Consider the following 12,512-nt stretch of genomic DNA (forward strand, 5'->3'; position numbering starts at 1 on the left):
TTATTTGTTTCTGAAGCCTTCGGCTATCCGGTATCTTTTAGAGTAGTAGTCGGCCTCCAGTTGTTTAATCCAATAATTACGGGTTAGTATGGCTATAAAGCCTGTTACCGCCAATAAGGCCAGGCCAATATCCGGATGTTTGAAAACAGCAAAGGGCGTATAAATAATGTACGGCGTTAATATAAGGGGCAGCGTTAACAAAAGCTGACTGGCGCCAACGCCTTCCCAATTCATAGTGCCGCTTTTAGACAGGTCGATACGTTTAAAGTTGCGATTGGCAAAAAACAATACAATAGTAGTTGTTACGCCAATATTCCACACGCACATTACAAAATGCACCAGCAAAACATGCCAGCCAAAATAAACGTATGGTATGGTGAGTACAAATGATATTGCAGATACAGTAGTAAACAACAGATATTTAGCTTTTACGAAATCGCTGAAGTTTATTTTGCTTACCAGGATACCATCAAAGTGTGAAGCCTGCCAGCCAAACATAAACTGCCCGTAATTAACTACAAATGCTCCCGTCATATACATACCCGCAAAAAGGTACCAACCCTGGCCAAGGCTTTTATTGGTATAAAAAATAAGCCCGTAAAACATAAAAAACAAACCGATGATCAATGACGATCTTGATCGTTTATTGCGGAATACCAGTTTAATTTCATTGGCCGCAAGATCACCTATGGTGCCAAAGCGAGATAAGAATGGAATATCGGTATTGCTTTTGTATATTTTTACTTTACGGGCTGTGAGGGTTTCGAGATAAAGATTTTGTTTGAGATACAAAAAGTTAAAATAGTACATCACTATACCCAGCAGTGCTGGTATGATGGCCAGTATCGGCATAGTAAGCAAACGGCCAAAAAATGCGTAAGATATATTGTGCAGTGAATAAAAATGCCACCAGAAATCGGCAATAACGATCAATATCAAAACAGCTGCGGTTATCAAAAATATCCAGCCGTTCAGGTTTGATTTTCTTTTTAAATATAAGGCCAGGTAGTTATTGAAAACCGAGATCCCTATAATTGCCACAACAAATGCCAATGCCACTATAATGCCTGAATCCGGAGCTATTATTTTAAAGATAAAAGGTAAAAACAATAGGAAAGGCCACAAATTGAACATGGAAAAAACGGCGGTAATAGCCAGATAGCCAACGAGTGTATTCCTTTTGATGGGCAAATGCAAGTACGGCTGTACTCTAAGGGTGGGCAGCTCTTGCAACTGCAGGCGCATAAACAGATCAAACAAAAAATAAATAAGAACGATACCGCAAAATGATTTTACCAGGTCGTCATTAGGGAATGCAATTTCCAGTATCTTATCCATGCCAATTCCGGCCAGCAATATGCAGCCAAAGAGGTAAAGGATCAAGAAGATCATCACTATGCGTACAGCTATACTTTTACCCGTGTTTTTTGATCGCCAGAAAGCTTTTAATTCATGCCTGATGAAAGTAGATATCATGAGTGTTTAAAGTATTAGGTGAAGTATGGGCTCAATATACAAAATTATTAGAGGCAAGAGATAAGAGGCAGGAATCAAGAAGGAGGAAAAAGCATTTATTTACTTTCGAAAGAAGTACATAAATGCTTTTAAAATATTAATTATAAGTGTGTTAAACCAAAACCAAAGAATGAGTCTATCAATTAAACAACAACTCAATTTAACTTATGAAAACAGCAATTCTGATCCCGATATTGATTATTGGTTCGGTTTATCATGCCTTTGCGCAGAAAAACGGCAAAGCCAAACATATGACCATCACCATTATGGAAACATTTTCTGGGAGGGGACGTGTCCCGAATATGTTTATTACCAGGGATGATACGGCACAGGTTCAGAAATACGTGGAGTTTAGCCTCAAGGTTAAAGTGAAAGACATGGATGCAGCTCATGAAGCCCAAATCATGCAATTATTACAACCCTATTATAAGAATGGCTGGAAGCTGGTTACCGCGGGAGGTGTAAAAATTGGGGGTGACGAAAACGCATCCAGGTTTTTCTTTATCAAAGACGAGTAAACTAGAGAACCAAGACATTAAGAGTCAGGAATCAGGACAAAAAAGCCGATCAATTGTTTTTTCCTCCGGTCTTGATTCTCCAAACTAATATTTATATCTATCGCCCCAGAGTTTTCTGAGTTTTTCTTTTGATTCATTTTCTTTGGCGTTGTTGCCGGGTTGGTATATCTGCGTGCCGCGGAGGGCATCGGGTAAAAAATCCAGATCGGTAAAATTGCCTTCGTAACTGTGGGCGTATTTGTAATCTTTACCGTAGCCTATATTTTTCATGAATTTGGTTGGCGCGTTACGAAGGTGCAGGGGCACGGGCAGATCGCCGGTTTGGCGTACCAATGCTATAGCCGCGCCGATAGCTGTTGTGGCCGAATTACTTTTGGCCGATGTTGCCAGGTAAATAGCCGTTTGCGATAATATCAGTTGCGACTCAGGCATGCCGATCTTGTTAACCGCCTCAAAACAGCTTTGAGCCAGTAACAGGGCATTGGGATTGGCATTGCCGATATCTTCCGATGCCAGGATGAGCATACGCCGGGCGATAAACAAAGGGTCTTCGCCGCCCACGATCATACGAGCCAGCCAGTATACGGCGCCATTCGGGTCAGATCCCCGCATGGATTTGATAAAAGCCGAAATAATATCATAATGCTGCTCGCCGGTTTTATCATACAGGGCCATGTTTTGCTGTACGTGTTCCAGCACCACCTCGTTGGTTAAAACTATCTCTGGCGTATCAAAGGCATTGATGAGCAGCTCAAATATATTGAGCAGCTTACGGGCATCGCCGCCGGAAAGGCGGAGCAGGGCTTCATGCTCTTCGATCACGATCTTTTTATCCTTGAGCACTACATCCTCTTTCATGGCCTTATCCAGCAGGTTGAGCAGATCTTCCTCTGCCAGAGGTTGCAGGATATACACCTGGCAGCGCGACAGCAAAGCGGAGATCACCTCGAACGAAGGATTTTCGGTAGTAGCACCGATGAGTGTTACAATACCCCGCTCTACGGCACCTAACAAAGAATCTTGCTGAGATTTGGAAAAACGGTGGATCTCATCAATAAATAATACAGGTAATGTTTCACCCAATTCCTTAAGCTGTGATGCTTTTTCAATCACTTCCCTTACATCTTTTACACCAGAGTTGATAGCGCTCAAAGAGAAGAACGGCCGGTAGAGCGACTGCGAAATGATATAAGCTAAAGTAGTTTTACCCACCCCCGGAGGTCCCCAGAATAACATGGAAGGCAGCGAGCCCGATTCAATGGCTTTACGAAGAACCGCGCCCGGCCCTACAAGGTGTTTTTGCCCCACATAATCGTCGAGCGATCCCGGGCGCATACGTTCGGCTAAAGGCGGCAGATTGTTCATAAAGGTAAAATTCAGAAAACTAAATGCTAAATCCTAAAAAAATTAGTAATTTAATCGGCGCCATACCCCGCCGTCATTGCGAGCGCAGCGTGGCAATCCCCAATAGGCAAGGCCAACTTGCTTTACTACTCTGTAAAGTTAGGGATTGCTGCGCTCGCAATGACGCGTTTTTTATATGATAACAAACCTATGTTAAAACAGTTTAACCATTCCAACTATCATTCTATTTGCGATAAGCTTGCCCAATCTGATGCCGACTTGGCCAATATCATTAAGGCTCATGGTTATCCGCCTTTATGGTCACGGCCCAATACGTTTGAAACTTTGGTGCACATCATCCTTGAGCAACAGGTTTCGCTGGCATCGGCTTTATCTGCGTTGAATAAACTGCGGGGATATATACAGGAGATCACTCCGGCAAGAGTATTGCTGCTGACCGACGAAGAGTTTAAAGCCTGTTATTTTAGCCGTCAAAAAACTACGTATACCAAATACCTGGCCGAGGCTATCCTGACCGGACAGATCAACCTGGCCGAACTGGAACAATTACCCGATGATGTTATCCGCGCCAAACTCACGACCCTCAAAGGCATTGGCAACTGGACCGCCGACGTATACCTGATGTTTGTACTCCAACACGCGGATATTTTCCCGATAGGCGATCTGGCCGCGGTAAACGCGCTTAAAAGAGTAAAATCATTACCCAAAGAAACTACCCGGGAAGAGCTGATAGCTATTGCCGAACAATGGGCACCATACCGAACAGTGGCGAGTATGTTGTTGTGGCATTATTACTTAGCCTCACCTAAATCCTCTCCAAAGGAGAGGACTTTATAAAAAAAGCCATTTTGTTATTTTACAAAATGGCTTTCATAATACTATTCAAAGCCCTCTCCAAAGAAGAGGGCAGGGTGAGGCTCTAAACATTAAACAACCCGTTCCGTTCCTGTTCCTGGTAGTTTTGAACAGTTTCGATGGCGTTATCTATTACATCGCTCAGGGCGGTGATGAACGTGCCGGGTTTGGCCAGGCTCATGGCGTGTTTTATGGCATCAACCTCTTTGGGAATTACTTCTACTGGTTTGTTCACATCAACAGATTCGATGCCTTCTCTGAGTAAACCGATGATGTTTTCGGCGGTACGGCCGCGCAGGTGTTTTTCCTGGCGCAGGATGATATAATCAAACATTTCGGCCGATAGTTTGCCAAGTTCACGAATGTCGTCATCTCGTCTGTCGCCAGTACCGGCTATGATGCCTATCTTGAGTGGCGAATCGATATGTTTTAAGAACTCTTTGATGCCGTTATAACCATCCGGATTATGCGCGAAATCGATCATAAAGCGGAAATCCTTGAACTCAAAGATGTTCATCCGTCCCGGAGTTTGCGCTGCCGATGGGATAAAGGTTTCCAGCGACATTTTGATATCCTCGGTTTTGAAGCCCCATAAAAACGTGGCCAGCGTGGCGGCCAGTACGTTTTCGATCATGAAAGGCACGGTACCCCCAAAGGTAAGCGGGATGAGGATGGTACGCTGCACGCGGATCTTCCAGTCGCCTTTTTGAATGGTGATAAAACCGTTTTCGCAAATGGCGGCTATCCCCCCTTTACGGCAATGCGACTTGATGATGGGGTTATTTTCATTTAAGCTGAAATAAGCGATGTTGCAATCAGCCTTATTGCCAATGCGTACGCAATGCTCATTATCGGCATTTAAAACACCCCAGCCATCTTTTTTAACTGAGTTCAATACCACACTTTTTACACGGGCCAGGTCGTCCAACGAATGGATATCGGCCAGTCCCAGGTGATCTTCCTGGATATTGGTTACTACGCCAATATCGCAAAAGCCAAAACCCAGACCTGAGCGGAGGATACCCCCGCGGGCAGTTTCCAGCACGGCAAAGTCGACGGTTGGGTCACGTAGGATAAACTCGCTGCTTACCGGGCCGGTGGTATCGCCTTTGAGCATCATATTGTTCTGTACGTAGATACCGTCTGACGTGGTAAAGCCTACGCGGTGGCCATTGTTTTTCACAATGTGAGCTATCAGGCGAGTTGTAGTAGTTTTACCGTTGGTGCCGGTAATGGCAATAATAGGTATCCGTGCCGATTTACCGGTAGGATAAAGCATATCCAGCACATGGCCGGCTACGTTGCGGGGTAGGCCTTCACTTGGAGCAATGTGCATCCGGAAACCCGGCGCGGCATTTACTTCCAACACCACACCACCGTTTTCGGTCAACGGTTCAGTAAGGTTTTCGGCCATGATATCAATGCCGCATATATCCAGACCAATAATTTTGGAGATGCGCTCGCAGATAAAAATATTTTGCGGGTGCACATGGTCGGTTACATCAACAGAAGTACCGCCTGTGCTCAGGTTGGCCGTTGATTTCACAAATACCTTTTCGCCTTTGGCTGGTACGGTTTCCAGCGTATAGCCTTTTTTCTCCAACAGATCAAGTGTATCGCGGTCAATATCGATCAGCGTTAAAACTTTCTCATGTCCGTAACCACGACGAGGGTCGGCATTTTCTTTGTCGATCAACTCCTGTATGGTGAGGCTGCCGTCGCCAATAACGTGGGCCGGATCGCGCAGGGCGGCGGCTACCATTTTATTGTCGATCACCAGTACGCGGAAATCAAAGCCGGTAATAAAACGTTCTACAATTACTTTGTAGGATATTTTGGCGGCATGCTGGTATGCAGCAATGGCTTCTTCCTCGGTTTTAATATTGATGGATATGCCGCGCCCGTGGTTGCCGTTAAGCGGTTTAAATACCAGGGGGAAACCTATCTTGCGGATAGCTTCAGCCACACCTTCGATAGAGGATATGGTAATACCTTTGGCAACGGGAATGGCCTGCTCTTGCAGCATGCGTTTGGTTTCGTCCTTATTACTGGCAATATCAACGGCTATACTGCTGGTTTTTTCGGTCATGGTAGCCCGGAAACGAACCTGGTTTTTGCCATAACCCAGCTGCACCAGCGATTGATTGTTCAATCTGATCCAGGGGATATCACGGGCAATGGCTTCTTCTACTATGGAGCCAGTACTCGGGCCCAGGCGGGTGTTCTCCCGTATTTCGCGCATTTGCTGTATATCGGCTTCCAGTTGCAGGGTATAATCTTCGCCAGCTATCAGGGCTTCGGCTATACGCACGGCCGATTCGGCGGCAAAAACACCTACTTTTTCTTCCAGGTAGGCAAACACTACATTATATACGCCCTTGGTTTTGGTTTCGCGGGTGCGGCCAAAACCGGTATCCATGCCTGCCAGGGTTTGTATCTCCAGTGCAATATGCTCTATCACATGCCCCATCCAGGTACCGGCGATAACCCGCTGAAAAAATCCGCCGGGTACGCCGGGCGAGCAGCGATGCGTGTACAGGCTGGGCAGCAGTGTTTCGAGCCGCTCATAAAAGCCCTCAATTTCATTGGTGGGCTTGTGCTCCATCTCCTGCAGGTCAAGCCGCATTTGTATTAATTTTTTACGACGGATGCTCCAGATGTTTGGTCCGCGTAACACTTGTATATTCTCGATCTTCATACCTTGGTTACAAAAATTTTAGCCGGCTTAATTTCTTTAAAACTATAAAACTTAATAGTGGAAATAAAACTTTTGAAGTTAAAAAGCATTAAATGTTCACAACAGCCTGCGTTTGTGCGGGTTTTTATCTTAATTTGTATTTAAAACCGGTTGATTAGGTAAAAAAGTTGACGGAGTAAGAGGTTATTTATGGGATATTACCCAATTTAGGCTAACTCGGTCGGCCTGAAATAGCCTGATCAGCCCCTTCAACTAAATATAATAATAACTATGACTGTCCCGAAAGGTAAACTAATCATTATAGGCGGCGCTGTTGACATGGGAAGTAACGTGACCATCCAGGAGCACATCATGCAGCCCGATTATATTAAATTTTTTGAACAGGGAATTTTAAAAAGAATTATTACCGAATCGGCCAAACACGAAGGTTCATTAATTGAAGTAATAACTACTGCATCGCAGATCCCCGAGCTGGTAGGTAACGAATATGTAAAAGCTTTTGGGCAGCTCAATGTAACCAATGTTAATGTACTGCACATTAAAACCCGGGAGGATGCGGCCAATCCCGAATATCTTAACCGCATCCGCAAAGCCGATGTGGTGATGTTCAGCGGGGGCGACCAATTGCGGCTTACAGCTATTTTTGGCGGTACCGAATTTTTACAAATACTGAAACAGCGTTACCAAAACGAGAACTTTGTCATCGCCGGTACATCGGCAGGCGCGGCGGCAGCTTCTACCCACATGATCTACCGCGGCCAAAGCAACGAGGCCCTGATCAAAGGCGAAGTGCAGATCACAGCCGGCCTGGGTTTTATCGACTCGGTAATTGTAGATACTCACTTTGTACAGCGTGGCCGTATTGGCCGCTTAATGTATGCCGTGGCTACTAACCCCGGCATTTTGGGTATTGGTTTGGGCGAAGATACCGGCTTGCTGATCACCGGAGGTAATATGATGGAAGCCATAGGCTCGGGATTGATCATCCTGGTTGATGGCCGGAATATTGTAGCCACCAATATTTATGATGTGGAAATGGGTTCGCCGGTATCTATTGATAATTTGAAAGTACATGTTATGTCTATATTTGATATATACGATTTATCACAGCACCGTCTGATCATCAAAAAAACAATGAAGGTAGAGGAAGGGGTGTTTATACAGGCGCCGGATAGCGATTTGTTACAATAAAAACCAATTAGTAGAGTCATCCCGAATTTATTTCGGGATCTCATCAGAAGGTTTAACCATCTTGTTAAAGCCATGCATGTGGGATGCTGAAACAAGTTCAGCATGACAGGCTGGTTTGCACACCCAAAATAAACCCATCACAAAAGAGTTATAGTTTATACAGCTTTTTGACCAATTAACTCAGCTTACTATGAAGATCATTATACACGGCGGTTTCTTTAGCGAATCGCGAACCAACCAGGAAGTAAAGCAGGCCAAACAACAAGCCTTAAAGGAGATAGTGGAAGCCGGATATAAATATCTGCAAACGCACAATGCCCTGGAAACGGTAGTGTACACGGTTAGGCTGCTGGAAGATTGCGACCTGTTTAACGCGGGAACCGGTTCGCAGATCCAAAGCGACGGTAAGATACGGTTGAGTGCTTCGCTGATGGATGGTAAAACGCAGCGTTTTTCGGGGGTGATCAATATAGAGGATGTTAAAAACCCAATATGTATAGCCGAAAAACTGCTGGCCTATGATGATCGTGTACTGAGCGGCAAAGGTGCCCGGGATTTTGCTACCGAAAATGGCATCGGCTATTATAATCCCGAAACCCCGCAGCGCCGCCAGGAGTATGAGAAAAAGCTGCGCGATTCTATTCGCCTGGGTACCGTAGGCTGCGTAGCGCTGGATATTTATGGCGATCTGGCAGCGGCTACCTCAACCGGAGGTAAAGGCTTTGAAATTCCCGGCCGGGTGAGCGATTCGGCCACCACTGCGGGTAATTATGCCAATGCTCATGCGGGTATTTCCTGTACCGGGGTTGGTGAGGATATTGTAAGCGGATCTGTGGCTTCAAAAATTGTTACCCGTGTTACCGATGGTATGCCTTTGTCCGCGGCTACCCATAAATCGCTGGATGAATTAAAGCCTTTTGATGGCTTCGCGGGTATCATTGGCATATCTGCCGATGGTCATGTTTATCATGCCGATACCCACCCTTACATGGTTTGGGCCCTGCATGATGGCGATGTGGAGGTTTTTGAATAAAGCCGCTGTTTAAAAATTGAAAATTATTCATTGCCGTTGACTTTAGTCAACGGTAAACGAAAGTATTAAGATGGGCTTCAGCCCAATTTTCTAAGCGGTATTTTTGGCTAAAGCCGCTTGTTTTTTTAGTTATAATTCCGTTGACTAAAGTCAACGGCAATGATTTTTACCTGACAGATGATATCTGAATTAAGTTCAAATAGCCTTTTTGAATAAATTAAAATAATTAATTATAACATTGGGTCGCTTTCCTGCGTTAAAGAAGCTGTTTATGTAAGCAGCCCACATACAGGGTGTTGCATAACAATAATATATATTATTATATTTGTTTGCTGATTAAATTGATTAAGCCCAGTTAAAAAGATTAGATGAGGATCATTTTACTCGTATTCTTATGTTCACTTAGCCTTTCTGCATCTGCACAGTGGTATAAGTACAACCCTTTCAGAAAGCATGAACGCTTTCCGCAGATCGCGCTTTTGAAAGACCATTCCATCAAAAGATTACCCGTTGCCCAGATCGCGAAACCCAAGATCATGTATGCACAGATAGAGCGCACCCCGTACGCGCTTTTCCTGATGGAAGCGTCGGTTATGAAAACGGCGCAGCATAATATGCGTTTCAGGGTTTATAATTCTGCCAGCTATAATTTTAGTGATCTGGCACAAATGTATCTGAAACAGAATAGGTTATCAGAAGCCAAATGGTATTTGCTGCAAAGTTTGCAGATATCGCGCCAGCAAAACGATAACCGGCATACCATCACCAACCTCATTAACCTGGCCGCGGTAAAAACCGGCTATGGCGACTTTCCGCAGGCCAAACAGGATCTGATCGAAGCCCGCAACATTGCCAGTTCAATGGGCCTTACCATGGATGTAGCCGCGGTTGATAAACAAATGCGTTACCTGGAAGAAAACAAAACCCGTCTGAAAACCGAGATCCGCTACGCCGAAACCCCTGATACTGACCCTAAAGCGGCTATAAAGTAATTTTTTTTGTAACAATAGCGTAAAATGCGGGTAGTTATATACTACAAGCAAAACATTATCGTATTATTGTTATTGTAATTAAGAGACAGTATTTCACTGTCTCTTTTTATTTACATTAGCAAATTAATAAAAGGCGCAAGTATTGATGTTTTACACAAATCCCGATTTAACTACAGTAAAAGATATGTTGAAGAAAGTATATTTAGTATTGTTACTGGCTGCCGCGCTTGCGTGTAAAGCGTCGCCGTCAAAACCAATAAAAGTCCCCGGCTCCACCGATCTGCAACCCGATGAACAACAAACCGTTGTTTGCAAGCAGATCACCTCATTGATATTGAACCATAATTATAAAAAGGTTGATCTGAACGATTCTATTTCAACCGTGATATTTGACAGGTACATTAAACTGCTTGACGAAAACCACAGTTATTTTTTAGCTTCAGATATCAAAGAGTTTGATAAATATAAAACCGTTTTGGATGACGATCTGAAAAGTGGTAACCTGAACGACGCGTTTTATATATTCAACGTATTTCAAAAAAGATACCTGGAGCATGTAAACTATTCCCTGGCGCAGATCAATGCGAACTTTGATTTCAATAAGGACGAAAACTTTGTTTATGACCGCGATAAGTTGCCATGGCCCGCTACACAGGCCGATATGGATGCCATGTGGACGCAACGCGTAAAATATGATTTGCTGAATCTGAAGTTGGCCAGCAACGATATGGCTAAAAATAAAGAAACGCTTAAAAAACGTTATCAGAATTTATTGACGCAAGCCAATAAGCTATCTAACCAGGATGTTTTCCAGTATTTTATGGATGCCTTTACCGAGGCTATCGACCCGCATACCAATTACTTTAACCCATCAAACGCGGCAAACTTTAATATCGAAATGTCGCGCCAGTTAGAGGGTATTGGTGCTTCACTGCTTACCGAAAATGAGTATGTGACCATTAAAACCATAGTACCGGGTGGCCCTGCCGATAAAAGTCATCAGGTTAACATTAACGACCGTATAGTTGGTGTTGCACAAGGTAAAACCGGCGAATTTCAAAACATCATAGGCTGGAGAGTTGATAACGCCATCGCCATTATCCGCGGATCAAAAGGAACCGTGGTTAGGCTGGAAATATTACCTGCAGGTGCAAGCGCGGGTGCTAAACCTAAAGTTATAGAGTTGGTGCGCGAAAAAATCATCCTGAAAGATCAATCGGCTAAAAAAGAGATCCGCACGTATAACAGCAATGGTAAAACGGTTAAAATAGGGGTGATCTCTATCCCTGCGTTTTATATCGATTTTAACGATTATAAAGCGGGTAATCCTAACTATAAAAGCACCACACACGATGTGAAGCTGATATTGGACTCCCTGAAGCAACAAAATGTGGATGGTGTGGTTATTGACCTGCGCGAAAATGGCGGCGGTTCATTAATGGAAGCGATTGAGCTTACCGGTTTATTCATCAAAACAGGCCCGGTGGTACAGGTAAAAGATACCCAGGGACAGATTGAGGTAGATAAAGACGATGACGCGGCTGTTGCTTATTCTGGTCCGCTGAGTATCCTGGTTGATCGTTTCAGTGCTTCGGCATCCGAAATATTTGCCGGTGCTATTCAGGATTATGGCCGTGGTATTATCATGGGTACGCAAACTTATGGTAAAGGATCGGTTCAAAGCGCCATTGATCTCGACAGGATCTTAGGCTCGCCCATCCGCGATAAAATTAACCAGTTGGCGGGTGCGGCAACCGGAGGTAAAAAAGCAATATCAACCGGTAGCCAAAGCACTTATGGTCAGCTTAATTTAACCATTGCCAAGTTTTATCGCATTAGTGGTAACTCCACCCAGCATAAAGGCGTAACACCAGATATTTCATTCCCATCGTTAATTCCGCTGGATAAATATGGTGAAGATACCGAGCCTTCGGCCATGCCATTTGACATTATCCCGAAAACCGACTTTGCTAAAGTAGGTAACTTTAATACGGTTTTACCGCAACTGCAGAAATTGCATGATCAGCGTATGACTACCAGTGACAGCTATAAATATATGCTGGAAGATATTGCCGACTTCAAAAAACATGATGCTGAAGACAGCGTAACGCTGAACGAGGCCGCACTAAAAAAACAACGCGACGCCGACGAAAAGAAAACTTTTGAACGCAATAACCTGCGCAGGATAGCTTTCGGTTTACCGGCCCTTAAAAAAGGACAGGCCAAACCAAAAGATGAGGACCTGGATTTTGTGAAAAAAGAAGCCGGCCAGATCATGACAGATTACATTAGCCTGGAGCCTAAACTAACCAGCACTGGCACCGGGGTGATGAAATAACAGCCCC

At 44.3% G+C, this 12,512-nt stretch carries 9 protein-coding genes; 6 read left to right on the forward strand and 3 right to left on the reverse strand.

The annotated features are described in order from the left end of the window. The gene (locus tag ACTJKG_RS04610) at positions 1–1,476 is read right to left on the reverse strand and encodes a DUF5687 family protein (RefSeq protein WP_172334017.1); all 1,476 of its coding nucleotides are present in this window, start codon (positions 1,474–1,476) and stop codon (positions 1–3) included. Positions 1,477–1,682: 206 nt separating this feature from the next. Here ACTJKG_RS04610 and ACTJKG_RS04615 point away from each other — a divergent pair, with 206 nt between their 5' ends. Further along, on the forward strand, positions 1,683–2,033 hold the full coding sequence (locus ACTJKG_RS04615; protein ID WP_440738481.1) for a hypothetical protein: 351 nt from the start codon (positions 1,683–1,685) through the stop codon (positions 2,031–2,033). A gap of 84 nt (positions 2,034–2,117) precedes the next feature. Here ACTJKG_RS04615 and ACTJKG_RS04620 read toward each other — a convergent pair whose 3' ends face one another. Further along, positions 2,118–3,398 (reverse strand): replication-associated recombination protein A, encoded by a 1,281-nt coding sequence (locus tag ACTJKG_RS04620; protein WP_440738482.1) that lies wholly within the window; start codon positions 3,396–3,398, stop codon positions 2,118–2,120. Between the two features lie 189 nt (positions 3,399–3,587). On the opposite strand from ACTJKG_RS04620, the gene ACTJKG_RS04625 reads away from it, so the two are divergent. Continuing rightward, on the forward strand, positions 3,588–4,235 hold the full coding sequence (locus ACTJKG_RS04625; protein WP_440738483.1) for a DNA-3-methyladenine glycosylase family protein: 648 nt from the start codon (positions 3,588–3,590) through the stop codon (positions 4,233–4,235). A gap of 82 nt (positions 4,236–4,317) precedes the next feature. On the opposite strand, the gene cphA is transcribed toward ACTJKG_RS04625, so the two are convergent. Then, complete coding sequence (cphA, locus tag ACTJKG_RS04630; RefSeq protein WP_172334013.1) at positions 4,318–6,951, reverse strand: cyanophycin synthetase; 2,634 nt, start codon at positions 6,949–6,951, stop codon at positions 4,318–4,320. 270 nt (positions 6,952–7,221) lie between these two features. Between cphA and ACTJKG_RS04635 the strand changes: the two genes are divergently transcribed. From ACTJKG_RS04635 to ACTJKG_RS04650, 4 genes are all read left to right on the forward strand, one after another. Continuing rightward, positions 7,222–8,142, forward strand: a complete 921-nt coding sequence (locus ACTJKG_RS04635) for a cyanophycinase (RefSeq protein ID WP_172334012.1) — start codon at positions 7,222–7,224, stop codon at positions 8,140–8,142. Between the two features lie 190 nt (positions 8,143–8,332). Next, on the forward strand, positions 8,333–9,175 hold the full coding sequence (locus ACTJKG_RS04640) for an isoaspartyl peptidase/L-asparaginase (protein ID WP_440738484.1): 843 nt from the start codon (positions 8,333–8,335) through the stop codon (positions 9,173–9,175). A 368-nt stretch (positions 9,176–9,543) separates the two neighbouring features. After that, positions 9,544–10,167: a tetratricopeptide repeat protein gene (locus tag ACTJKG_RS04645; protein ID WP_440738485.1), complete on the forward strand. Its 624-nt coding sequence runs from the start codon at positions 9,544–9,546 to the stop codon at positions 10,165–10,167. A gap of 184 nt (positions 10,168–10,351) precedes the next feature. Continuing rightward, positions 10,352–12,505 (forward strand): carboxy terminal-processing peptidase, encoded by a 2,154-nt coding sequence (locus tag ACTJKG_RS04650; protein WP_172334009.1) that lies wholly within the window; start codon positions 10,352–10,354, stop codon positions 12,503–12,505. Positions 12,506–12,512: the final 7 nt, after the last annotated feature.

Source organism: Mucilaginibacter sp. 22184, from assembly GCF_052045695.1.
GTDB lineage: Bacteria > Bacteroidota > Bacteroidia > Sphingobacteriales > Sphingobacteriaceae > Mucilaginibacter.

Coding starts and splice junctions, on each gene's coding strand:
- ACTJKG_RS04625 (WP_440738483.1), top strand. CDS start 3,588: ATGTTAAAACAGTTTAACCATTCCAACTATCATTCTATTTGCGATAAG.
- ACTJKG_RS04650 (WP_172334009.1), top strand. CDS start 10,352: ATGTTGAAGAAAGTATATTTAGTATTGTTACTGGCTGCCGCGCTTGCG.
- ACTJKG_RS04640 (WP_440738484.1), top strand. CDS start 8,333: ATGAAGATCATTATACACGGCGGTTTCTTTAGCGAATCGCGAACCAAC.
- ACTJKG_RS04645 (WP_440738485.1), top strand. CDS start 9,544: ATGAGGATCATTTTACTCGTATTCTTATGTTCACTTAGCCTTTCTGCA.
- ACTJKG_RS04615 (WP_440738481.1), top strand. CDS start 1,683: ATGAAAACAGCAATTCTGATCCCGATATTGATTATTGGTTCGGTTTAT.
- ACTJKG_RS04620 (WP_440738482.1), bottom strand. CDS start 3,398: ATGAACAATCTGCCGCCTTTAGCCGAACGTATGCGCCCGGGATCGCTC.
- ACTJKG_RS04635 (WP_172334012.1), top strand. CDS start 7,222: ATGACTGTCCCGAAAGGTAAACTAATCATTATAGGCGGCGCTGTTGAC.
- cphA (WP_172334013.1), bottom strand. CDS start 6,951: ATGAAGATCGAGAATATACAAGTGTTACGCGGACCAAACATCTGGAGC.
- ACTJKG_RS04610 (WP_172334017.1), bottom strand. CDS start 1,476: ATGATATCTACTTTCATCAGGCATGAATTAAAAGCTTTCTGGCGATCA.